Origin of the sequence: Jannaschia marina, assembly GCF_013404595.1 — a bacterium.
GTDB lineage: Bacteria > Pseudomonadota > Alphaproteobacteria > Rhodobacterales > Rhodobacteraceae > Jannaschia > Jannaschia marina.
In genome coordinates, this window is sequence record NZ_JABVAX010000005.1 from 1 (window position 1) to 20,192 (window position 20,192).

General features: G+C 69.4%; 30 protein-coding genes. 3 read left to right on the plus strand and 27 right to left on the minus strand.

The window, feature by feature from the left end:
• Nucleotides 1-498 (plus strand): hypothetical protein (locus tag HSX43_RS10290; protein ID WP_179380050.1); only part of this gene is annotated, 498 nt, incomplete at its 5' end.
• A gap of 60 nt (nt 499-558) precedes the next feature.
• Nucleotides 559-939: an META domain-containing protein gene (locus HSX43_RS10295; protein ID WP_179380051.1), complete on the plus strand. Its 381-nt coding sequence runs from the start codon at nt 559-561 to the stop codon at nt 937-939.
• Nucleotide 940: 1 nt separating this feature from the next.
• On the opposite strand, the gene recO is transcribed toward HSX43_RS10295, so the two are convergent.
• The 13 genes from recO to folK form a co-directional block, all read right to left on the minus strand.
• Nucleotides 941-1,663, minus strand: a complete 723-nt coding sequence (recO, locus tag HSX43_RS10300) for a DNA repair protein RecO (RefSeq protein WP_179380261.1) — start codon at nt 1,661-1,663, stop codon at nt 941-943.
• Nucleotides 1,663-1,992 carry a DUF1491 family protein gene (locus HSX43_RS10305; RefSeq protein WP_179380052.1) on the minus strand — a complete coding sequence of 110 codons (330 nt, stop codon included), beginning with the start codon at nt 1,990-1,992 and terminating at the stop codon, nt 1,663-1,665. Before HSX43_RS10305 ends, recO begins: the two co-directional genes overlap by 1 nt.
• On the minus strand, nt 1,989-2,909 hold the full coding sequence (gene era, locus HSX43_RS10310) for a GTPase Era (RefSeq protein WP_179380053.1): 921 nt from the start codon (nt 2,907-2,909) through the stop codon (nt 1,989-1,991). Before era ends, HSX43_RS10305 begins: the two co-directional genes overlap by 4 nt.
• Nucleotides 2,902-3,585, minus strand: coding sequence for a ribonuclease III (rnc, locus tag HSX43_RS10315; protein ID WP_179380054.1), 684 nt, complete (start codon nt 3,583-3,585; stop codon nt 2,902-2,904). The genes era and rnc overlap by 8 nt, the downstream gene beginning before the upstream one ends.
• The gene (lepB, locus tag HSX43_RS10320; RefSeq protein ID WP_179380055.1) at nt 3,582-4,367 is read right to left on the minus strand and encodes a signal peptidase I; all 786 of its coding nucleotides are present in this window, start codon (nt 4,365-4,367) and stop codon (nt 3,582-3,584) included. Before lepB ends, rnc begins: the two co-directional genes overlap by 4 nt.
• Before the next feature lie 73 nt (nt 4,368-4,440).
• The gene (gene acpS, locus HSX43_RS10325; RefSeq protein ID WP_179380056.1) at nt 4,441-4,854 is read right to left on the minus strand and encodes a holo-ACP synthase; all 414 of its coding nucleotides are present in this window, start codon (nt 4,852-4,854) and stop codon (nt 4,441-4,443) included.
• Nucleotides 4,851-5,453, minus strand: coding sequence for a LysE family translocator (locus tag HSX43_RS10330; protein WP_179380057.1), 603 nt, complete (start codon nt 5,451-5,453; stop codon nt 4,851-4,853). Before HSX43_RS10330 ends, acpS begins: the two co-directional genes overlap by 4 nt.
• Nucleotides 5,450-5,866 carry a hypothetical protein gene (locus tag HSX43_RS10335; protein ID WP_328795272.1) on the minus strand — a complete coding sequence of 139 codons (417 nt, stop codon included), beginning with the start codon at nt 5,864-5,866 and terminating at the stop codon, nt 5,450-5,452. Before HSX43_RS10335 ends, HSX43_RS10330 begins: the two co-directional genes overlap by 4 nt.
• Nucleotides 5,863-6,609: a pyridoxine 5'-phosphate synthase gene (locus HSX43_RS10340; RefSeq protein WP_179380058.1), complete on the minus strand. Its 747-nt coding sequence runs from the start codon at nt 6,607-6,609 to the stop codon at nt 5,863-5,865. The genes HSX43_RS10335 and HSX43_RS10340 overlap by 4 nt, the downstream gene beginning before the upstream one ends.
• Nucleotides 6,602-7,267, minus strand: coding sequence for a DUF2062 domain-containing protein (locus HSX43_RS10345; protein WP_179380059.1), 666 nt, complete (start codon nt 7,265-7,267; stop codon nt 6,602-6,604). Before HSX43_RS10345 ends, HSX43_RS10340 begins: the two co-directional genes overlap by 8 nt.
• A 10-nt stretch (nt 7,268-7,277) precedes the next feature.
• Nucleotides 7,278-9,440, minus strand: coding sequence for a RelA/SpoT family protein (locus HSX43_RS10350; protein WP_179380060.1), 2,163 nt, complete (start codon nt 9,438-9,440; stop codon nt 7,278-7,280).
• A 58-nt stretch (nt 9,441-9,498) separates the two neighbouring features.
• Entirely contained in the window at nt 9,499-9,852 is a 354-nt protein-coding gene (rpoZ, locus tag HSX43_RS10355; RefSeq protein WP_179380061.1) for a DNA-directed RNA polymerase subunit omega, read from the minus strand.
• A gap of 34 nt (nt 9,853-9,886) precedes the next feature.
• Nucleotides 9,887-10,474, minus strand: a complete 588-nt coding sequence (folK, locus tag HSX43_RS10360; protein WP_179380062.1) for a 2-amino-4-hydroxy-6-hydroxymethyldihydropteridine diphosphokinase — start codon at nt 10,472-10,474, stop codon at nt 9,887-9,889.
• A 124-nt stretch (nt 10,475-10,598) separates the two neighbouring features.
• Here folK and HSX43_RS10365 point away from each other — a divergent pair, with 124 nt between their 5' ends.
• A complete protein-coding gene (locus tag HSX43_RS10365) occupies nt 10,599-11,174 on the plus strand; it encodes a LabA-like NYN domain-containing protein (RefSeq protein WP_179380263.1) in 576 nt (191 codons plus the stop codon).
• Nucleotides 11,175-11,177: 3 nt separating this feature from the next.
• On the opposite strand, the gene HSX43_RS10370 is transcribed toward HSX43_RS10365, so the two are convergent.
• The 14 genes from HSX43_RS10370 to def (HSX43_RS10435) all read right to left on the minus strand — a co-directional run bounded on the left by HSX43_RS10370 (nt 11,178) and on the right by def (HSX43_RS10435) (nt 20,160).
• Nucleotides 11,178-11,801: a trimeric intracellular cation channel family protein gene (locus tag HSX43_RS10370; protein ID WP_179380063.1), complete on the minus strand. Its 624-nt coding sequence runs from the start codon at nt 11,799-11,801 to the stop codon at nt 11,178-11,180.
• 10 nt (nt 11,802-11,811) lie between these two features.
• Nucleotides 11,812-12,273: a ribonuclease HI gene (gene rnhA, locus HSX43_RS10375; protein WP_179380064.1), complete on the minus strand. Its 462-nt coding sequence runs from the start codon at nt 12,271-12,273 to the stop codon at nt 11,812-11,814.
• Nucleotides 12,274-12,315: 42 nt separating this feature from the next.
• A complete protein-coding gene (locus HSX43_RS10380; RefSeq protein WP_179380065.1) occupies nt 12,316-12,771 on the minus strand; it encodes a DUF3429 domain-containing protein in 456 nt (151 codons plus the stop codon).
• Nucleotides 12,772-12,822: 51 nt separating this feature from the next.
• Entirely contained in the window at nt 12,823-13,266 is a 444-nt protein-coding gene (locus tag HSX43_RS10385; protein ID WP_179380066.1) for a YdeI/OmpD-associated family protein, read from the minus strand.
• A complete protein-coding gene (locus HSX43_RS10390) occupies nt 13,263-13,880 on the minus strand; it encodes a LysE family translocator (RefSeq protein ID WP_179380067.1) in 618 nt (205 codons plus the stop codon). The genes HSX43_RS10385 and HSX43_RS10390 overlap by 4 nt, the downstream gene beginning before the upstream one ends.
• A 377-nt stretch (nt 13,881-14,257) precedes the next feature.
• Nucleotides 14,258-14,614 (minus strand): hypothetical protein, encoded by a 357-nt coding sequence (locus tag HSX43_RS10395; protein ID WP_179380068.1) that lies wholly within the window; start codon nt 14,612-14,614, stop codon nt 14,258-14,260.
• Between the two features lie 6 nt (nt 14,615-14,620).
• Nucleotides 14,621-15,571, minus strand: a complete 951-nt coding sequence (gene ispH, locus HSX43_RS10400) for a 4-hydroxy-3-methylbut-2-enyl diphosphate reductase (protein WP_179380069.1) — start codon at nt 15,569-15,571, stop codon at nt 14,621-14,623.
• 61 nt (nt 15,572-15,632) lie between these two features.
• Nucleotides 15,633-15,872, minus strand: coding sequence for a hypothetical protein (locus tag HSX43_RS10405; protein WP_179380070.1), 240 nt, complete (start codon nt 15,870-15,872; stop codon nt 15,633-15,635).
• Nucleotides 15,869-17,437, minus strand: coding sequence for a GMC family oxidoreductase (locus HSX43_RS10410; protein WP_179380071.1), 1,569 nt, complete (start codon nt 17,435-17,437; stop codon nt 15,869-15,871). The genes HSX43_RS10405 and HSX43_RS10410 overlap by 4 nt, the downstream gene beginning before the upstream one ends.
• Nucleotides 17,434-17,670, minus strand: a complete 237-nt coding sequence (locus HSX43_RS10415; protein ID WP_179380072.1) for a hypothetical protein — start codon at nt 17,668-17,670, stop codon at nt 17,434-17,436. The genes HSX43_RS10410 and HSX43_RS10415 overlap by 4 nt, the downstream gene beginning before the upstream one ends.
• Nucleotides 17,671-17,718: 48 nt before the next feature.
• Nucleotides 17,719-18,639 carry a methionyl-tRNA formyltransferase gene (gene fmt, locus HSX43_RS10420; RefSeq protein ID WP_179380073.1) on the minus strand — a complete coding sequence of 307 codons (921 nt, stop codon included), beginning with the start codon at nt 18,637-18,639 and terminating at the stop codon, nt 17,719-17,721.
• Nucleotides 18,640-18,649: 10 nt separating this feature from the next.
• Nucleotides 18,650-19,141 carry a peptide deformylase gene (gene def, locus HSX43_RS10425; RefSeq protein WP_179380074.1) on the minus strand — a complete coding sequence of 164 codons (492 nt, stop codon included), beginning with the start codon at nt 19,139-19,141 and terminating at the stop codon, nt 18,650-18,652.
• Nucleotides 19,138-19,584, minus strand: coding sequence for a peptide deformylase (locus HSX43_RS10430; protein WP_179380075.1), 447 nt, complete (start codon nt 19,582-19,584; stop codon nt 19,138-19,140). Before HSX43_RS10430 ends, def (HSX43_RS10425) begins: the two co-directional genes overlap by 4 nt.
• Before the next feature lie 57 nt (nt 19,585-19,641).
• Nucleotides 19,642-20,160 carry a peptide deformylase gene (gene def, locus HSX43_RS10435; protein WP_179380076.1) on the minus strand — a complete coding sequence of 173 codons (519 nt, stop codon included), beginning with the start codon at nt 20,158-20,160 and terminating at the stop codon, nt 19,642-19,644.
• Between the last annotated feature and the right edge of the window lie 32 nt (nt 20,161-20,192).

Sequence of the window (20,192 nt, forward strand, 5' to 3'; positions counted from 1 at the left end):
TTCGCCTTGAACGCGGCCGCGTGCCGCTTCCTCTTCGCCATCTCGTCCGTCTCCTTCTCGAAGACCAAGATGACCTCAGATCGTAGCTCCCGTCAGCGTCCAATTTCCAGGGAGCACCTCATCGCACCGCTCGTCTGGGGCGTCGCGCTCGCATGTCCGGCTCGCCTCTTCGTGCCAAATTCCTTCCAAGATGCCGCCCTACTGGCGGTCTGGCCCTTCGTTATGGCCTTCGCCGTAGTATTGGCAGCGCTGCAACTCGGGACGCATTTGGGCGGCACGGTGGCCAGCACCTTCGACACGCATATAAGTCTCTGCGTGCACCTCGGGCTTTTGGCCTTCTACAACCTTGGGATAACCTTTAGCGCGATGATGGCACTTCGAGAGATCCGGACCCGATACCCCAGCCTCCTGAGTGCTGCCTCCGACCGTCACATCGCACAAGCGACCAGCTTGATCCTTTCACTCGGTTTCGCCGGCGTCGGGTTTTTCGTGACTTGAGCATACTCACTTCGCCGTGCGCCCCCTTCCCCCGGATGCCCCGACACGGCACAAGACCCCATGCTCTGCGCCCTGCCCTTCGCCTTCGCCCTCGGGCTCTGCCCTGACGAGACCGTTTCGGGTTACGCCGACCCGGCGACGACCTGGGTGCTGACCGAACTCGACGGCGCGCCCTTCGCGCCCCGGGCCACGATCACCTTCCCCGAGGAAGGCGTCGTTACCGGCGATGGGCCCTGCAACCGCTTCACCGCGACGCAGTCGGTGCCGATCCCCTGGATCGAGATCCGGCAGGTCGTCTCCACGCGCCGTGCCTGCCCCGATCTGGAGGCCGAGGCCCGCTACTTTGACGCGCTTCAGGAGATGACGCTGGTCGAGGTCACGCTCGACGTCCTCCTGCTCTCCACCGTCGAGGGCCGCGAGATGGTCTTCCGCGCCGAGTAGCTCAAACCTCCGCTTTGAGCGCCGCGAGGAGCCGGCCCCGCGCCGCCGGAAGGGGCCGCGCCCCGAGCGACGGCGCGAGCTTCTCCGTCAGGAAGTACCCCGTCGCCCCGAGGGCCTCCACGGCGCCTGCGAGTGTCGGTACGCCCCCGATCAGCATCTCGGGCAGGGGCAGCAGGCGCGACGCCCAGTCGCCCGCGCCGGCCCGGCTGACGGCACGTCCCGTGCGCGGGCTGACGAAGGCGAGGTCGTTGGCCCCGCCCGAGACGGCGCAGGCCGAGAGGTCGAGGCGAAACCCCGTCACCTCCAGGAGCGCCACTTCCCAGTGCACATAGTCGGTCAGCCAGCCCTCGCCGTCGGAGAGCGCGTCGCAGAGCGCCTCCGTCCGGGTCTGGAACGCGCCCATCGCCTCCCGCTCCGGCAGCGCGAAGCCCGCGAGCGCGCAGGTCGAGGCGAGCGCCGAGAGCCGCAGCGGATCGGCCAGCGCACCCGCTGCCCGGCTCCGGCGCAGCTCCACGCTCCATGTGCCCAGATGGCTGTCGAGCCGCGCGCGCCAGCCCGCGTCGAGTTGATTGCCCGGCTGCAGCATCGGAGCCTTCTTGCGCGACGTCCCGCCGTGGACGACGCCGAGGTGCCGCCCGTGGTCGCGCGTGAAAAGCTCCAGGATCACCGAGGTCTCGCCGTGGGGGCGCGCCGACAGGACGATCCCCTCGTCGCGCCACTCGATCACCCGAGCCCCTCCGCATCGAGGAGGTGCCGCCCCGCCCGGTCCTCGACCTCGAGCACCCAGAGATCGGGGTCGAACACGGCCTGCCGCGCGATCGCCGCGTCGCAGTCCGTCTCGGCCCCTTCGCTCAACACGATCCACGCACGATCCCCGGTCATCAGGTCGAAACTACGCTGGAAGACAGTGGCCTGCCCGTCAAGCGTGTTGAGCTTCACGAGGACGGCCCCGCCCGTGTCGTCGCCATGGCGCACGACGAAGCAGGGAATGTCGAACATCTCCAGCCGCTTGCGGTAGGCGGCCACCCAGAAGGACGCCGCGAGCCTGCTCAAGCCTCGCCGTCCTTGAAGTCGAGGCCCATCGCGTCGAAACGCTCCGCCTCCTCGAGCCATCCCGGCCGCACCCGCACCTGCAGGAAGAGATGCACGCGATGGCCGAGAAACTCCTCGAGCTCCGCGCGCGCGGCCTGGCCCACGGCCTTCGTCGTCTCGCCCTTCTTGCCGAGCACGATGCCCTTGTGCCCGTCGCGCACCACGTAGATCACCTGGTCGATGCGCACCGAGCCGTCGTCGCGGTCCTCCCAGCCCTCGGTTTCCACCGTCAGCTGGTAGGGCAGTTCCTGGTGCAGGCGCAGGGTCAGCTTCTCGCGCGTGATCTCGGCCGCGATCATCCGCAGCGGCAGGTCGGCGATCTGGTCCTCGGGGTAGAGCCACGGACCCGCCGGCACCCGGGCGGCAAGATCGGCGCGCAGGTCTTCGACGCCGTGCCCCTTCTCGGCCGAGATGAGGAAGGTCGCATCGAAGGCGTAGCGCTCGTTCATCCGCTCGGTCAGCGCAAGCAGCTTCGGGGCCTCGACCCGGTCGATCTTGTTGATGGCGAGCAGCACCGGCTGTCCCTCGCCCCGCCGCTCCTCGAGCGCGGTCAGGATGGCCTCGACGCCTTCGGTCAGCCCACGGTGCGCCTCGATCAGAAGGACGACGACATCCGCATCAGCCGCCCCGGTCCAGGCCGCCGCGACCATCGCCCGGTCGAGCCTCCGCTTCGGTTGGAAGAGGCCCGGCGTGTCGACGAAGACGAGCTGGCTCGCGCCCGCCATGGCGATGCCCCGCACGCGGCCCCGTGTCGTCTGGACCTTGTGCGTCACGATCGAGACCTTGGCCCCGACCATGCGGTTCAGCAGCGTCGACTTGCCCGCGTTCGGCTCTCCGATCAGGGCGACGAACCCCGCGCGCGTCTCTTCGTCAGTCATTGCTTACCTTCTCAAGCAACGCCTTTGCCGCCGCCTGTTCCGCATTGCGTTTCGAGGGGGCCTCGCCCTCTGCCTCGGTGCCGTCATCGAGCCGTGCGACGACGCGGAAGACCGGCGCGTGATCGGGGCCGGACCGGTCGAGCACCTCGTATTTCGGCGGCTTCATCTTCCGCCCCTGTGCCCACTCCTGCAACGTGGTCTTGGCGTCGCGTGCGTCGGCCTCCACGTTCTCGACCCGGTCGCCCCAGAGCCGCAGGACCATGTCGCGCGCGGGCTCGAACCCTCCGTCCGCGTAGACCGCGGCGATCAGCGCCTCCATCGCGTCGCCCAGGAGCGCCATCTTGCGCCGCCCGCCCGTCACCTGCTCGGACTTGCCGAGCTTCAGGACCGAGCCCAACTCCACCGAACGCGCGACCTCGGCGCAGGTCTCCTTGCGGACCATGGCGTTGAAGCGCGGCGCGAGCTGCCCCTCGGCGGCGGCGCGGTCGTCGCGCATCAGCACCTCGGCGATCACGAGGCCGAGCACCCGGTCGCCCAGGAACTCCAGCCGCTGGTTGTCGGGGCGGCTGTCGGAGGCGATGGACGAATGGGTCATCGCGCGCACCAGAAGCTCGGGCCGCCGGAACTCGTATCCGATCCGCCCCTGAAAGGCTTCGAGTTCGCGCGAGACCTTCACACGATCTTCTCGAAGAAGCGGTCCATCCGCCAGGTCCAGAAGTAGAGGATGCGGCGACCGGCGGAGGAGAAGATCACCCGGTCGGCCCGCCCGATCAGGTTCTCGTAGGGGACGAATCCCACCCCCTCGATCGAGCGCGGCACCCGGCTGTCGCGCGAATTGTCGCGGTTGTCGCCCATGAAGAAATACTGCCCCTCGGGCACCGTATAGACCGGCGTCTGGTCGGTCGCGCTGCGGCCGATGTCGAGAATGGAATGACCCGTCTCCTCGCCGGGGAAATACTCGGTGAACCGCTCCTTGACGCACGCGCCGCCGGTGCCGACAGGGTCGTTGGTGCAGCGCGGGGTCAGCCGTTGCGGCCCCTGCGGCTCCTTCGTCTCGACGAAATCCTCCGCCGGCTCCGTGCGCAGCGGCTCGCCGTTGAGCCAGAGGATCCCGTCGCGCATCTGCACGGTGTCGCCCGGCACCGCGACGAGCCGCTTGATGAAGTCCGAGCCGTTCACAGGATGCCGGAAGACGATGACGTCGCCGCGCTCCGGCTCCGAGCCGAGGATGCGGCCCGAGAAGGGGCACATCGAGAAGGGGCAGGAATGGCGGCTGTAGCCGTAGGCCATCTTGTTGACGAAGAGGAAGTCGCCGATCAGAAGCGTGTCCTTCATCGACCCCGACGGGATCCAGAACGGCTGGAAGAAGAGCGTGCGGAAGATGCCCGCGATCACCAGCGCCCAGAAGACGGTCTTCAACGTCTCGAAGAGACCTTCCTTCTTTTCCGTACCTGCCATGTCCGTTCCGTCCCGCTTGTCTTTCGCTCCCCCTGCCCCCTGCCCCGGTCCAAGTCAACCGCGACACCGGGGCTCAGGCGAGGGGCCGCGCCTCGATCACGACGAAGGCCTGGGCCCAGGGGTGATCGTCGGTCAAACTGACGTGGATCGTGGCCGCGTGGCCCTCGGGCGTCATCCGTTCGAGCCGTTCGGCCGCCCAGCCCGTCACCGCCATGACGGGCTGTCCCGTGGGCAGGTTCGTGACCGCCATGTCCTTCCAGGCGATGCCCATCCGAAGCCCCGTGCCGAGCGCCTTGGAGCAGGCCTCCTTCGCGGCCCACCGTTTCGCGTAGGTCGACGCCTCGCCGCCCTCGGTCTTCGACCGGTAGAGCGCCTTGCGCTGCTCGCGCTCGGTGAAGACGCGGTTGCGGAAGCGGTCGCCGAACCGGTCGAGCACGCCCTGCACGCGGTCGATGTTGGCAAGATCCGTCCCGATGCCGAGGATCATCGCGCAAGCCCCTGCCTCAGAAGGCCGAGCCCCGCGCCGGCGAAGAGGACGGCCACCACGCCGTCGACCCACCGCTCCGCGCGCGCGTAGGCCCGCCGCGCCGTACCGCGCGACAGAAGGAGCGCCCAGCCGACGTAGTTCGCGAGCCCGATCAGGGCGCAGAGCCCGGTGGCCAGTACAACCGTCCCGACACCGACGGCGGGCGAGAGCCCGACGGAAAGCGCGGCGAGCCAGGCGAAGACGGCCTTCGGGTTCGACAGGTTCAGCAACAGCCCGGTTCGGAAGGGATGCGCCGGCGGCGGGGCCGTCGCCGGGCCGCCCGCCGGGGCCAGCGCCCCGCGCGCCGTGCGCCAGGCGAGCCAGAGAAGATAGCCGCCACCGAAGAGCCGCAGCACGATGAGCGCCGTCTCCGATTGCGCCAGCACCGCTCCCAGCCCGAGCGCCGCCACGCCGCCCCAGGCGGCGAGCCCGAGGGCAAGGCCGAACGCCATGCGCAGCGCGGGCCGAAGCCCATGCGCCATCGCCAAGAGCCCCACGGCCAGGTTCGCGGGCCCCGGAGCCACGGTCACGAGCGCGAAGGCGGCGAGGATCGCGATCATGGCACCGTCACCTCGCCGGTCGCGCGGTTGACCGTGAAAGTCACCAGAAGCGCATCGCCGTCGATCGTCAGCCCCGGCACCTCCAGCGTCAGGCCCCGCGCCGGATCGTAGGTCGCAAAGGCCTTCTCGACCGACAGCGAAGGGAACCCGACCCCCTCGCCGGCCGAGATCAGGCGGCAGTCGAGGAACATCTCCTCGGGGTCCGGGTAGGTCACCATCACGTGAAACGCCGCCGCCGCAGGTTCCTCCGTGTCGAGCTGCACGAGCCGGACCGCGCCTTCGGCGAAGGTTCGCGTCGGCTCCGTCCAGTCGACGTTGCGGGCGCTGGCCACCCAACCGTCGCAGTCGCCCACCACCTGCGCGGCCGCCCCGGTCGGGAACAGCATCGCAACGAGCGCCAGCGCGCGCCTCACATCTGCACCCGTGCCGTGTCCATCAGCCGCCGCATCTCGGCGAGCGCATCCGGCAGCCCCCGGAAAACAGCCTCCCCGATGATGAAATGCCCGATGTTGAGTTCGACGACCTGCGGAATCGCGGCCAGCGGCGTGACGCTGTCGTAGGTGATGCCGTGGCCCGCGTGGACCTCGAGGCCGAGGTCATGCGCCTGCGCCGCCCCTGCGATCAGCCGCTCGAGTTCCGCCTCCGCGTCGTCGGTGCGGCCCTCGGCCACCGCGTCGCAATAGGTGCCGGTGTGCAGCTCCACCACCGCCGCCCCCACACGTGACGCCGCCTCGATCTGACGCGGATCGGACGCGATGAAGAGCGAGACGCGCGCGCCCATGTCGGCCAGCGGCGCGACATAGCCCGTCAGCCGGTTCGCATCCGCCGCCACGTCGAGCCCGCCCTCGGTCGTCCGCTCTTCGCGCCGCTCGGGCACGAGGCAGACGGCATGGGGCTTCGTCGCGGTGGCGATGCGCGCCATCTCCTCGGTCGCGGCCATCTCGAAGTTGAGCGGGATGTCGATCGCATCGGCGATCGCGGCCATGTCGGCATCGCGAATGTGGCGGCGATCCTCGCGCAGATGCGCGGTGATCCCGTCCGCCCCGGCCGCCTGCGCCATCAGCGCGGCGCGCACCGGGTCGGGGGTGTCGCCGCCCCGCGCGTTGCGGATCGTGGCGACGTGGTCGATGTTCACCCCGAGGCGCTGCCTATCCATTCGTCTCTCCCTTCGCCTTCTTCTCCGCCGCGCGGGCCGCGGCCCGTGCCCGGATCTCTTCGAGCTTGCGCTTGATCCGCCCGCGACGGCGGCGCTGATAGGCCTCGATGAGCGGCAGGCAGATCGTATAGGCCGCGATCCCGGTGAAGATGCCCGGAATGAGCCCGCCGACCGTCCAGGGCCAGAACACATCGTTCCAGAAGATCGCCGTCGCCGTCCAGTCCACCGGTTCCCCGACGAGGGCATACCAGCTGTTCCAGAAGAGATCGTGCCCGGCACCGAAGAACTTGCCGAAGATGTTCTCGTCGACCTCGCCCCGCAGCTCCGTGCCGAGCATGAAATGCCCGAGGTTCAGCGAGACGACGGCAATCGGCACATAGGTCAGCGGATTACCGAAGAACGTGCCCAGAAGCGCCGCCATCACGTTGCCGCGCACGACGACCGCTAGGCCCGCGGCCAGGAAGAAATGCAGCCCGTAGAGCGGCGTGAAGGTGGTGAAGACACCGACCATGATGCCCCGGCTGATCTTGCGCGGCGTATCCGGCAGGCGGCGCAGCCGGTGCTTGACGTAGAGCGCCGCCCGCTTCCAGCCGCCACGCGGCCAGAGGGCCTGCCAAACTGCCTGCCAGATCGGCAATCGGTCGCGGCGCTTGAACACCCAGGTCTCCTCAGGCGCGGGTTACGGTCGTCGGGGTCGCGCCGGGGGGCGTCCGATGGGTCAGTCGCGCCCGGTGACGGCGGACCTGCGCCACGTCGCTGTCGGTATCCGCCGCCAGCATCAGGCTGTGCAGATGTTCGTGGTCGCGCACATCGACGTCAATGAGCAGGCGGAAGAAATCCGGCTTGCGGTCGACGAAACGCAGGTCGGAGATATTGGCGTTCTGCTCCGCGATCAGCAGGCAGACGCGGCCCAGCACCCCCGGCGCATTCGAGATCGTCATGTCGAGCGTCACGGCGTTGCGCGCCGCGTGATGCCCGGGCGACCAGTGCAGGTCAACCCAGCGGTCGGTCTGATCCTCGAACTCGGCCATGCGCGGACAATCGATCGCGTGGATCGTGACGCCATGTCCCTTGTTGGTGATGCCCACGATCCGCTCGCCCGGCACCGGCTGGCAGCAGGGCGCGCGATCGTAGTGCGCCGCGGGGTCGAGCCCGACGATGGCCTTGCCCGCATCGACGTCCGGCGCGGGCGGGGCCTTGGCCAGCTCCGGGAAGAGCTCCGCCACCACCGTGCGCGCGCTGATCTCCGACGCCCCGATGGCGGCGAGCAGATCCTCCTCGTCGTCGTGGCCCAGCGCCGCGGCGGCCGTCCCGAGCGCCTTCTCGGTCGCGCGCTTGCCGACCTGCGCGAAGGCCGCGCGCGCCAGCTCCCGCCCGAGGCGCACATGGCCGACCCGCCGCTCCGCCTTGAGCGCGCGCCGGATCGCCGACTTGGCGCGCCCCGTCGTCGCGATGTCGATCCAGGTGGCCTGCGGTGATTGCGCCTCGGCCGTCACCACCTCGACCGACTGGCCGTTCCGGAGCCGTGTCCAGAGCGGTACGCGCATCCCGTCGACCTTGGCCGCGACAGTCCGGTGCCCGATCCGCGTGTGGATCGCATAGGCGAAGTCGATCGGCGTCGCCCCCTTCGGCAGCTTGATGACGTCCCCCTTCGGCGTGAAGCAGAACACCTGGTCGGTATACATCTCGAGCTTCACTGCCTCGAGGAACTCGGCGTTGTCGCTCGCGTCGTCGAAGCGCTCCGTCACCGAGCGCAGCCATTCCGCCGGATCGACGGCAAAGCGGTTCTCGGCGCGCACCCCGTCGCGGTAGGACCAATGCGCCGCCACGCCGCGCTCGGCGACCTCGTGCATCTCCCGCGTGCGGATCTGCACCTCCACCTTCTTGCCGTCGCGCCCCGACACGGTCGTGTGGATCGAGCGGTAGCCGTTCGACTTCGGCTGGCTGATGTAATCCTTGAAGCGCCCCGGCACCGACTTCCAGCGCTGGTGGATGACGCCGAGCGCGCGGTAGCAATCCTCCTCCGAGTGCGTGATGATGCGGAAGCCGTAGATGTCGGAGAGCCGCGAGAAGCCGATCTCCTTCTCCTCCATCTTGCGCCAGATGCTGAAGGGACGCTTGGCGCGCCCCATCACCGTCGCCTCGATCTCCGCGCGCTCCAGCTCGCTCTCGATGTCGTCGGTGATCCGGCGGATCACGTCGCCCGCCTCGCGCTGCAAAGTCACGAACCGCCGCAGGATCGAGTTGCGCGCCTCGGGGTTGATGACCGCGAAGCAGAGATCCTCCAGCTCCTCGCGCATCCACTGCATCCCCATACGCCCGGCCAGCGGCGCATAGATCTCCATCGTCTCATGGGCCTTCTGCGCCTGCTTGTGCGCGGCCATGTGCCGGATCGTGCGCATGTTGTGCAGCCGGTCCGTCAGCTTGACGAGGATCACGCGCAGATCCTTCGACATCGCCACGAAGAGCTTGCGGAAGTTCTCGGCCTGCTTCGTCTCGGTCGAACTCAGCTCGAGGTTGGTCAGCTTGGTGACCCCGTCGACCATCTCGGCGATCTCGGTGCCGAAGCCCTCCTCCACGCCGGCATAGGTCGAGCGCGTGTCCTCGATCGTATCGTGCAGGAGCGCGGTCACGATCGTCGCGTCGTCGAGCCGCTGCTCGGTCAGCAGGCTCGCGACTTCGACGGGATGGGTGAAATAGGGCTCGCCCGAGCGGCGCGTCTGATCGGCATGCATCTCCGCGCCATAGGCATAGGCGCGGCGGATCAGGTCGGCGTCCGTCCGGGGGTTGTAGGCGCGCACCAGCGCGATCAGGTCTTCGACGTCTAGCACGGGACCCCGATCATCTCGGCGCGCACCTCTCCTTCGCGGGCGTTGGGCCCGACCGGGCTCAGGGCTGGCCCTGCGCCTCCATCAGCGCGCGCAGCAGCTTCTCCTCGGACATGTCGTCCTGCGCCGGCGCATCCTTCTCGACGCCCATAAGAAGGGCCATGGAGTCCTCTTCGGGCTCGTCCACCTCGATCTGGGTCTGGTTCGATTCGATCAGGCGCTCGTTCAGCTCCTCGGCGCTCTGCGTCTCGTCGGCGATCTCGCGCAGGGCCACGACGGGGTTCTTGTCGTTGTCGCGGTCGACTGTCAGCGGGCTGCCGGTGGCGATCTCCCGGGCACGGTGCGCGGCGAGCATGACGAGCTCGAACCGGTTCGGAACCTTGTCGACGCAGTCTTCTACGGTAACGCGGGCCATGGATGCACCTCTGCCTTGGGATGGAGGTCGCTATCTATGCCCCGCCCGACCTGTTGACAACCCCGGAAACTCGCCCCACCGGCCGGATCCGGACCCGCGCGCGCGCCGGGAGCGCGGCCGCCATCGCCGCCGCGCTGCGCCCGGTCAGCGGATGGCGCCAGCCGGGCAGGATCTCGGCGAGGGGAAGCAGTACGAATCCCCTGTCCTGCAACCGCGGATGCGGCAGAATCAGGTCCGTCGGGGCCCTCTGCGCCTGCGTCGCGGGGTCGAGCGCGATCCAATTCCGCAACGTTACGGCATCGGGCGCGATCGTGCCGCCGTGGGCCAGAAGGTCGAGGTCGAGCACCCGCGCCTCCCACCGCCGCCGCCGCCGCCGCCCCCGGGCCGCCTCAATCCCGTGCAGCGCACCGAGCAGGGGCCGCGGTGCAAGTCCGGTTTCCAAGACCATGACCGCATTCGCAAAATCCGGTCCCGCCCCGGGGGGCCAGGCCGGTGTGCGATAGATTTTTGACATAATCCGGACGCGCCCGGGAAGCGCGCGGGCCGCACGAGCGATCTGCCGCGCATTCGCGGCAAAATTCATCCCGGAATTGGCTCCGAGCGCGACGATGGCTAGTGTCATGTTGATTACAGCATTGTTGCGCGATGCGACGAGACCTATATCTTGCCCGCACAGGGGGGAAGCGTGCGGACAACTCACTCACTCGCATCCGTGCCTCACTATCCCTCCTGAAGAGGAAATCGACATGTTTTACAAAGACGAGCGCCTCGCGCTCTTCATCGACGGTTCAAACCTGTACGCCGCAGCCAAAGCGCTTTCATTTGACATCGATTACAAACTTTTGCGCGGCGAGTTCGTCCGTCGCGGAAAGATGCTGCGTGCGTTCTATTACACAGCGCTCCTCGAAAACGAAGAATATTCGCCGATCCGCCCGCTCGTGGACTGGCTGCAGTACAACGGCTTCACCATGGTCACGAAGCCGGCCAAGGAATTCACCGACAGCCAGGGCCGCCGCAAGGTCAAGGGCAACATGGACATCGAACTGACGGTCGATGCGCTGGAAACCGCCGAACACGTAGACCACATCGTCCTCTTTTCGGGCGACGGTGACTTCCGGCCCCTCGTGGCCGCGCTCCAGCGCAAGGGCGTCCGCGTCTCGGTCTGTTCCACGATCCGCAGCCAGCCGCCGATGATCGCCGACGACCTGCGCCGTCAGGCCGACAACTTCATCGAGCTCGACGAACTGCGCGACGTCATCGGACGCCCCCCGCGGGAAGCCCGCGAGACGACCAATCCGCCGGTCGCCGCCGCCGCCGAGTAGACGTCAGCGCCGCGGCGGGCGCGGCCGGAAGGACGGCAGGGCCCAGCCGTAGCGGATCGACCCCGCCCGCAAGAGGAACGTGACCGCCACACAGGCAAGGAGCGGCGAGAGGCCCGCGGCCCCCATCTCGCGCACCGCGACCGCAGCCGTCCCGCCGGCCAGTGCCGCCGTCACGTAGAGCTCCCCCGTCGTCAGGACGAGCGGTACCTCGTTGCACACGACGTCGCGCAGGAGCCCGCCCATGCAGCCCGTCGCAACCCCCATCACCACCTGCACCCAGATCGGCTGCCCGAGCCCATGCGCCACCGCGACCCCGGCCGCCACCGCGATCGAGAGCGCGACCGCGTCGAGCCAGATGATCCAGCGGAGCCGCGATGCCAGCAGATGATGGGTGAAGAAGATGCCCATCGCCGCCACGCCGGCCACCATGAGCGGCGTCGGATCCGCGATCCAGAACACCGGGTCGCGCCCGAGGAGCAGGTCGCGCACCGTGCCCCCGCCGACGGCGGTCAGGCAGGCGATGAAGACGAAGCCCACCGGATCGAGCTGCGCCCGCGCCGCCACGAGCGCGCCCGTCACCGCGAAGACGAGCACCGACGCGAGGTCCAGCGCGAGCGTCAGCGTCATGGCTCCGGCCTCAGCCGCGCGCCGGCTTGAACGGGGCCATGCCCGCCCGCGCCAGCGCATCCGCACGCTCGTTCTCGGGGTGCCCGGCGTGCCCCTTCACCCACTCCCAGGTCACGTCATGGCGCGCCCGGGCCGCGTCGAGCCGCTTCCACAGATCCTCGTTCTTCACCGGCTTGCGGGTCGAGGTCTTCCAGCCGTTCTTCTTCCAGCCGTGCATCCAGGCGGTGATGCCGCCCTTCACGTAGGCCGAATCCGTCACCACCGTCAGGGTCGAGGGCCGCTCCAGGGCCTCGAGCGCGTGGATCGCCGCCAGAAGCTCCATCCGGTTGTTCGTGGTGTCCGCTTCGCCACCCTTGAGTTCGCGCTCCTTCAGAACGGCCTCCCCGTCCCGCGCCACGAGAAGCGCGCCCCAGCCGCCCGGCCCCGGGTTCCCCGAGCAGGCCCCGTCGGTATAGGCGAAGAGATCAGCCACGCGCGTCCTCCATCTTCCTGCCGCAAATACTCAAGCCCGGCCTCAGAAGGCGATCGGCCACAGGCTGGCGACGACGCCCGCCGTCAGGATGAACCGCAGCTTCATCCACCATTTCGGCGCGAGCCCCTGCTGCCAGAAGAGCCAGTCGAGCCCCAGAAGTCCGACGAACCCCGCGATCAGCGCGACCGCCGCCGAGGTCGGCCCGCCGCCTGTCATGAAGAACGCCCAGAGCGCCGGCAACACCGACAACCCGTAGCCCGTGGCCGCCACCTGGCCCTTCGCCCTCGTCGCGAAGCCCCAGAGCACGCCCGACATGAACGACAGGATCACCGAGCCGTAGAAGAGCCCGACATAGGGCCCGATGAAGCGCGGCCCGATCCACTCGACGGTCCGCGCCGCGAGCGGATCGAAGCGGATCGTCAGGATACCCCAGACGAAGGGCAGAAGCCCCGCGAGGCCCAGCAGAAGGGCAGAGGTCGGGATGCGTGCGTCGAACATGACGCCTCAATTGCCACGCCTGCGCGCGCCGCGAAACCGCAAATCGCGCGCTCAGATCGCCGCGATCACGGCCGCGATCCGCTTCGCCCGCGTCTCGGCGCGCTTGGCCGTCGCGATCCGGTGCAGGTCCGCCCGCCGCGCGCCCGGCGTGCGCGCCGCCCAATCGGCACTCCGCCCCGCCGCCCGCAGGGCCGCGGCGACATCGTCGGGCAGCTCCACGTGGTCGGGGTCCGCCGGCCGCAGACGCACCTCCACCAACTCGCCGGGTTCGAGCCCGCTCACCTCGAGGAAGCTCTTGCCCGTCCAGAGAAAGGCACCCTCGATCACCGGGGCGCGGGCGGGGGCAAGGTTGACCGGGTGATCGCCGATCTCTCCCTCGACCCGCTTTGCCGCGCCAAGCGCGGACATCACGTCATCAGGCAAGCGCAGTATGGTATAGGTCCGCCCCCATTCGAGCGGCTCGATCCGGCCCTCGAATGTCACCCAATCGCTCACGCCCGCTCGAGCGCAAGCCGCCCCGCAAGCGCGGCAAAGACCGCCGCGAAGGAGCGGTTGAGCCAGGCCATCGCCCGGGCGCTCGACAGGATCAAGTCCCGAAAGACGCTCGCGAACAGGCCGTACACCGCGAAGACGGCGAAGGTCATCGCCATGAAGACCCCGCCGAGCAGGGCCATCTCCGCCGTCGCCCGCACCGGATCGCCGGTCAAGAACGGCGGCAGGAGCGCCAGGAAGAAGATCGAGAGCTTCGGGTTCAGCACGTTGAGGAGCATTCCGCGCCAGGCCACGCGCCAGAGCGGGTCGGGCCGCGCCTCGGCCGGCTTCACCGCGAGCGCGCCCGTCGACCGCAGCGCGTCCCAGGCCAGCCAGAGCAGGTAGGCGACGCCGGCGAACTTCACGAGGTTGAAGAGGATCGCCGAGGCATGGAGGACGGCGGCGAGGCCAACCATGGCGGCAACCAGCGCCGGCACGATCCCGAAGGTGCAGCCGAAGGCCGCGGCGAGCGCGGCCCGCCGGCCCCGGCCGAGCCCCATGGCGAGCGTGTAGACGACACCGGTGCCCGGCGCGAGGACGACGACGAAGGCCGTCAGCAGGAATTGAAAGGTAATCATGTCTTACCCTGCGTCGGGTGAGACGGCGGAACAAGGGCGCGTTGCGGCGCGGGCCTCCTACCAGTCGGCGGGTCGCCCGCCCGGGACAGAGACAGTCGCCTCAGCAGAATGGCTGTCGGTCAGGATCATCAGGGTCGCGAGGAGCATCGCGGCCGGCACGCGGATCGTATAGGGCATCGGAGCCTCCTGTGAGAGCGGGGCGCGGGATACGCCCCCTTGCCCCGACCGTGCCAGAATGCCGCACCCCGGTCCAAACACCCTTCATCACGGTTCGGCGACGCCGCGTGTGCCTCGGTGACTGACATCCGCAAAGTCTTCAAGAAGACTTTGCGGGGCGAAGACTATTCCCGAATAGTCTTCCCGCCGCTCCGTCGCCGTCAGGAATAGCTGTGGCGCGACACCGGCAATCCCTCGGCCGCGCAGATGTCGTTCACACGGGCAACCGTCAGCCGGCCCTCCGCCTCGAAGGCCTCCCGGATCAGGAGCGCCAGGAACCGTGGCGTCTCCGCCGGGGCCACGCTCAGCCAGAACTCATGATCGCGATCCCCGAACATCCGCTCGGCGAGCGGTCCGAAGTAACAGCCGTCGAGCACCACGCCGCCATCGGGCCGAAACGTCAGGCCGAGGTCGGTGCGATCCACAGCCTCCGGCGGGTCGGTATAGATCACGAAGCGGTCTCCCGAGACCACGGGCGGGATCGGCTCACGCCGAACGCGGCGGAGCCAGCGCAGCATCGCCGCTCAAGCGGGCTCCCGCAAAACGCGGGGCACCTTGAACTCGACGTTCTCCTCGGCGGTGACGACGGGGCGCACCGTCACCTGGTAGCGGTCGCGGAAGGCGTCGATCACCTCCTCGATCAGCACCTCCGGCGCGCTCGCCCCCGCGGTGATCCCGACGGATTTGATCCCGTCGAGCGCCCGCCAGTCGATGTCGCCCGCCCGCTGCACGAGTTGCGCATAAGGACAGCCTGCGCGCGCGCCGACCTCCACGAGCCGTTTCGAGTTCGACGAGTTGGGGGCCCCCACCACGAGGATCGCGTCGCAGTCGGGGGCCATGGCCTTCACCGCCTCCTGACGGTTCGTCGTGGCGTAGCAGATGTCTTCCTTGTGCGGCCCGACGATCGCCGGGAAGCGCGCCTTGAGCGCGCCCACCACCTCCGCCGTGTCGTCGACCGAGAGCGTCGTCTGCGTCACGAAGGCCAGCCGCCCGGGGTCGCGCGGCTCCAGCGTGGCGACGTCCTCCGGCGTCTCGACCAGCAAGACCTCGCCCGCGGGCAGCTGCCCCATGGTGCCCACCGTCTCCGGGTGTCCGGCATGGCCGATCATCACCATCTGCAACCCGGCCTCGTGGTGGCGGGCCGCCTCGATATGCACCTTCGACACCAGCGGGCAGGTCGCGTCCACGTAGACCATCTCGCGCGCCTCGGCTGCCTGCGGCACCGATTTCGGCACGCCATGGGCGCTGAAGATGACCGGGCGGGCGGGCGGGCATTCGTCCAGCTCCTCCACGAAGACGGCCCCCTTCGCGCGCAGCCCGTCGACGACATAGCGGTTGTGGACGATCTCGTGGCGCACGTAGACCGGCGCGCCCCATTTCTCGAGCGCCATCTCCACGATCTTGATCGCGCGGTCGACACCGGCACAGAACCCGCGCGGCGCGGCGAGGTGAAGGGTCAGGGGCGGCTTCGTCATGGGGCGTCTCCCGTCTGCTGCCCCTGACCTAATGACCGGGGGGCCGGCGGTAAAGCCCGGGTCAGCCCGCCGCCGCCCTGAGCGCCGCCCGTTCCTCCGCCTCGCCACCCTCGTAGGGCGCGCGCCCGGCGCGGGCGTACCAATAGGCGGCGTTGCCCGCGTCACCCTCGACCCGGTGGAGATGCGCGTGCAGCCAGGCGCAGAGTACGCCGCGCCCCGATTGCGCCAGATCGTGCGCCGCGTCCCAATCCCCGGCCTCGAGCGCATCGAGGCCCTTCACCGCAAGCTCCGCGTCCGTCATCCATCCTCCCGTATCATCTCCGCCGCCTTCTCGGCCATCGCCAGAACCGGCGCGTTGGTGTTGCCGCTCGTGATCGCGGGCATCACGCTCGCGTCCACGACCCGCAGATGGCCCACACCCTGCACCCGCAGCCGGTCGTCCACCACCCGGCCCATCCCGCAGGTGCCGACGGGGTGGAAGATCGACGACGCATTGCGCGCCACCTCGGCCAGGAGCGCGTTCCGGTCGGTATGAAGATCGCCCGGCCGCACCTCCTCGGGCGCATGTTTCGCGAGCGGCGCGGCCCGCATCAGCGCCCGCGTCCGCTCCATCGCCCGCATCGCGGTGATCCGGTCGCCCTCCTCGGCCAGGTAGTTCGGCTGGATCGCCGGGGCGTCACGCGCGTCGGGCGAGACGGCCCGCACCCACCCGCGCGAGAGCGGCCGGAGGTTGCAGACGCTCGCCGTGATCGCATCGAAGGGGTCGAGCGGTTCGCCGAACTGCGGAAGCGAGAGCGGCTGGAAATGGTACTGCAGGTCCGGCGTCGCGACGTGTTCGCCCGAGCGCACGAAGGCCCCTAGTTGGCTCGGAGCCATGGACAGCGGCCCGGACCGGCGCAGCAGGTATTCGAGCCCGATGCGCGCCTGCCCCCAGAGGCTCCCGGCCCGGCGGTTCAGCGTTACGGCGTCCCGCACCCGGAAGACGGGGCGCATCTGCAGATGGTCCTGCATGTGCCGGCCGACATCCGCGTTCTCGGCCACGACCGCGACGCCGAGATCGCGCAGATGCGCCCCGTCCCCCACGCCCGACAACTGCAACAGATGCGGCGAGCCGATCGCGCCGGCGGCCAGCACCACGCGCGCCGCGCGCAGCTCCGTCCCGTCGGTCAGCACCACGCCCGCCGCCGCCCCGCCCTCGATCAGCACCCGCACGACCGGGGCCCCGACCGCCACGCGCAGGTTCGCGCGGCCCCGCACGGGCCGCAGGAAGGCCCCCGCCGCCGAGAGCCGCCGCCCCCCGGTCTGCGTCACGTGGTAGTAGCCAACGCCCTCGTTGTCGCCGCGGTTGAAATCCGCCGTCTCCGGCACCCCGGTCGCCACCATCGCGGCGCGCACCGCGTCGAGAATGGGCCAGTGCAGCCGCTGCTCGGCGACCTTCAGCTCGCCCTCCGCCCCATGCGCCTCGTCCGCGCCGCCGAAGAAGGCCTCATGCCGCCGGAAGTGCGGCAGCATCTCGTTCCAGCCCCAGCCGCGGTGGCCCATCTGCGCCCAGCCGTCCCAGTCGGCCGCCTGCCCGCGCATGTAGATCATCCCGTTGATCGAGCTGCAGCCGCCCAGCACGCGGCCACGCGGATAGTTCAGCGCGCGCCCGGCCAACCCGGGGATCGCCTCCGTGCGAAAGCACCAGTCCGTGCGCGGGTTGCCCATCGTGTAGAGGTACCCGGCCGGCACGTGGATCCAGGGATAGCTGTCCCGCCCCCCCGCCTCGAGCAGCATCACCCGCGTCCCCGGATCGTCGCTCAGCCGGTTGGCCAGCAGACACCCGGCGGTGCCTGCCCCCACGATCAGAATGTCGGTGTCTGTCACTTGCGCCAGTGCGTCGGAACGATCACGAGCGCGCCGATCGACGACAGCAGCGCGTTCATGCCCGGCGAGCGAAAGCCGATCCCGAACATCAGCGTCACGAAGAAGAAGAGGAACGCGCCGCCGATGCAGATGATGATCGAGGGGATGTAGCCGTTGTGGGTGAAGGCCATCCGCTCCGAGGCGTAGCCGACGATGCCGGCGATGACCACGGTGCCGAAGAGTGTCAGGAACATGGGCGGGCCTTTCGCGCTGTCAGTTCGCGAAGTCTCGCCGCAATCGCCTCAGCCGTCCAGCAGGTCGCCGGGGGCGAGCCGCGCCCCGTTGCGAAAGGCCGCCGGATCCTGCGGGGCCTTGCCGGCGGGCTGTACCGACAGAAGGCGCAGCGCCCCCTGCCCCGTCGCCACCACGAGGCCCTTCGCGTCCACCACCGCGCCGGGCGCGCCCTCGGCATCGCGCTCCAGCGCCTCCGCTCGCAAGAGCTTCAGCCGCGCGCCATCGCGCTCGGTCCAGGCCCCGGGAAAGGGCGAAAGCCCGTTGATGTGCCGCGCGAGCGTCGCCGCGTCCCAACCGAGGTCGACCCGCGCCTCCGCCTTGTCGATCTTGGCGGCGTAGGTCACGCCCTCCTCGGGCTGCGCGACGGGCGAGAGCCTGTCGATCTGCGCCACGGCCTTCACGGCAAGCCGTGCGCCCATCTCCGAAAGCCGGTCATGCAGGTCGCCCGTCGTCTCCGTCGGGCCGATGTCCGTCCCCTCGCGCAAAAGGACGGGTCCGGTGTCGAGCCCCGCTTCCATCTGCATGATGCAGATGCCCGTGCGCGCGTCCCCCGCCATCACCGCCCGGTGGATCGGTGCCGCCCCGCGCCAGCGCGGCAGGAGCGAGGCATGGACGTTGAGGCAGCCCTGGGCGGGCGCGTCCAGCACCGCCTGCGGCAGGAGAAGCCCATAGGCCACGACGACTGCCACATCCGCCCCGAGGGCGGCGAACGCTGCCTGCACATCCTCGCCCTTCAGCGACCTGGGCGTGCGTACGGGAAGGCCCAGTGCCTCGGCCCGCGCCTGCACCGGCGAAGGGCGGTCCTTCTTGCCGCGCCCGGCGGGTCGGGGCGGCTGCGAATAGACGGCGGCGATCTCATGGCCCGCCTCGACCAGCGCGTCGAGGACCGGAACGGAGAAGTCCGGCGTTCCCATGAAGATCACGCGCATCGCATCCCCCTCACCCCGCCCGGCGGGCCTTCTTCAAGAGCATGTCGCGCTTCAGCTTCGACAGGCGGTGAAAGTAGAGCCGGCCGTCCAGATGGTCGATCTGATGCTGCACCGAGGTCGCGCGCAGGAAAACGAAATCCTCCTCCCGCGCGGCACCCGTCTCGTCGGTATAGGCCACCGTCACCGCCCGCGGCCGCATCACCTTGGCCGAGACGCCGGGCAGGTTCGGCGAGGCCTCCTCGTGCGCGCGCAACTCGACGCTCGCATGAAGCACGCGCGGGTTGGCAAGCCGCGTCACGCCCTGCCCGTCGCCCGCGTCCACGACCGCGAGCCGCAGCGGGATGCCCAGTTGCGGCGCGGCAAGACCCACGCCCGGCATCGCGTGCATCGCCTCCACCATCTCGTCCCAGATCGCGCGGATCTCGTCGGTGATCTCGCCCACCTCCCCGGCGGGGGTCGTCAGCCGCCGGTCGGGCCATTTGACGAAAGGACGATGGCTCACGCGGGCTCCTCCGGGCGGTCGAGGACGAGCACGCCGTCGAGGTGGTCCATCTCGTGACAGACGCAGGCTGCGGCGAAGCCGGTGAAGGCCTCGCGCTGCCGCCCGCCGGGCCCGTCGAAAACCAGCGTCACTTCCGCCGGGCGCGCAAGACGGCGCGGCCGATCCGGGATCGACAGGCAGGTCTCGACGTTCACCTGCCGCCCGGCCCGCGCGACGATCTCGGGGTTCACGAAGATCCGCGGATCGGGCACCCCCTCCTTCCACGTGCAATCCATCACGAAGACGCGGCGCGACACGCCGATCTGCGGCGCGGCCAGACCCCGCCCCTCGGCGGCATACATCGTCTCGATCAGGTCGCGGGCCAGATCATCCGTCGCCTCGTCCGCCGGCGCACAGGGGGCGCGCAGGATCGGATCGGGATGAAGCACGACGTCCCGGATCATCGGGACTGTACAAAACGCGCAAAGGGGGCGCGCCGGTTCGTACAATACGTACAAACCTCACCCACGCGCCATCTCGCGCTTCAGTTTCTGCATCCGCCGGGTGATGAGCTGCCGCTTCATCGGCCCGAGATAGTCGATGAAGAGCTTGCCCTCGAGGTGATCGATCTCGTGCTGCACGCAGGTCGCCCAGAGCCCCTCGAACGCTTCCGTCCGTTCGGTCCCGTCCATGTCGATCCAGCGCACCTCGACTTCCGCCGGGCGTGTGATCTCGGCGTATTGCTCGGGGATCGAGAGGCACCCCTCCTCATAGACCGACGTGACGTCCGAAGCCGCGACGACCTCGGGGTTGAACATTACGTAAGGCCTTGGTTTTTCGCCCTCTTCCTTGACGCAGTCGAGCACGATCAGGCGCTCCGAGACACCGACCTGCGGCGCGGCAAGGCCGATGCCCGGCGCGTCGTACATCGTTTCCAGCATGTCGGCCGCAAGCGCCCGGCGCGCGTCCGTGAGGTCCGCGACGGGCGCGGCGACCTGCTTGAGACGCGGGTCGGGGTGGATGAGGATCGGTCGCTTCATCGGCGCGGAAATAGTCCGCGGGCGCGCCCCTT

What these genes read in the sequence shown, in the direction of transcription:
- HSX43_RS10330 (WP_179380057.1), bottom strand. Translation starts at nt 5,453, where the DNA reads ATGATCGCGATCCTCGCCGCCTTCGCGCTCGTGACCGTGGCTCCGGGG.
- era (WP_179380053.1), bottom strand. Translation starts at nt 2,909, where the DNA reads ATGACTGACGAAGAGACGCGCGCGGGGTTCGTCGCCCTGATCGGAGAG.
- folK (WP_179380062.1), bottom strand. Translation starts at nt 10,474, where the DNA reads ATGACACTAGCCATCGTCGCGCTCGGAGCCAATTCCGGGATGAATTTT.
- HSX43_RS10380 (WP_179380065.1), bottom strand. Translation starts at nt 12,771, where the DNA reads ATGTTCGACGCACGCATCCCGACCTCTGCCCTTCTGCTGGGCCTCGCG.
- acpS (WP_179380056.1), bottom strand. Translation starts at nt 4,854, where the DNA reads ATGATCCTCGGCATCGGGACGGATCTTGCCAACATCGACCGCGTGCAG.
- HSX43_RS10415 (WP_179380072.1), bottom strand. Translation starts at nt 17,670, where the DNA reads ATGTTCCTGACACTCTTCGGCACCGTGGTCATCGCCGGCATCGTCGGC.
- HSX43_RS10370 (WP_179380063.1), bottom strand. Translation starts at nt 11,801, where the DNA reads ATGACGCTGACGCTCGCGCTGGACCTCGCGTCGGTGCTCGTCTTCGCG.
- ispH (WP_179380069.1), bottom strand. Translation starts at nt 15,571, where the DNA reads ATGACGAAGCCGCCCCTGACCCTTCACCTCGCCGCGCCGCGCGGGTTC.
- HSX43_RS10405 (WP_179380070.1), bottom strand. Translation starts at nt 15,872, where the DNA reads ATGACGGACGCGGAGCTTGCGGTGAAGGGCCTCGATGCGCTCGAGGCC.
- HSX43_RS10395 (WP_179380068.1), bottom strand. Translation starts at nt 14,614, where the DNA reads ATGCTGCGCTGGCTCCGCCGCGTTCGGCGTGAGCCGATCCCGCCCGTG.
- HSX43_RS10365 (WP_179380263.1), top strand. Translation starts at nt 10,599, where the DNA reads ATGTTTTACAAAGACGAGCGCCTCGCGCTCTTCATCGACGGTTCAAAC.
- HSX43_RS10390 (WP_179380067.1), bottom strand. Translation starts at nt 13,880, where the DNA reads ATGATTACCTTTCAATTCCTGCTGACGGCCTTCGTCGTCGTCCTCGCG.
- fmt (WP_179380073.1), bottom strand. Translation starts at nt 18,639, where the DNA reads ATGCGCGTGATCTTCATGGGAACGCCGGACTTCTCCGTTCCGGTCCTC.
- lepB (WP_179380055.1), bottom strand. Translation starts at nt 4,367, where the DNA reads ATGGCAGGTACGGAAAAGAAGGAAGGTCTCTTCGAGACGTTGAAGACC.
- HSX43_RS10295 (WP_179380051.1), top strand. Translation starts at nt 559, where the DNA reads ATGCTCTGCGCCCTGCCCTTCGCCTTCGCCCTCGGGCTCTGCCCTGAC.
- HSX43_RS10430 (WP_179380075.1), bottom strand. Translation starts at nt 19,584, where the DNA reads ATGATCCGGGACGTCGTGCTTCATCCCGATCCGATCCTGCGCGCCCCC.
- def (WP_179380076.1), bottom strand. Translation starts at nt 20,160, where the DNA reads ATGAAGCGACCGATCCTCATCCACCCCGACCCGCGTCTCAAGCAGGTC.
- rpoZ (WP_179380061.1), bottom strand. Translation starts at nt 9,852, where the DNA reads ATGGCCCGCGTTACCGTAGAAGACTGCGTCGACAAGGTTCCGAACCGG.
- HSX43_RS10340 (WP_179380058.1), bottom strand. Translation starts at nt 6,609, where the DNA reads ATGGATAGGCAGCGCCTCGGGGTGAACATCGACCACGTCGCCACGATC.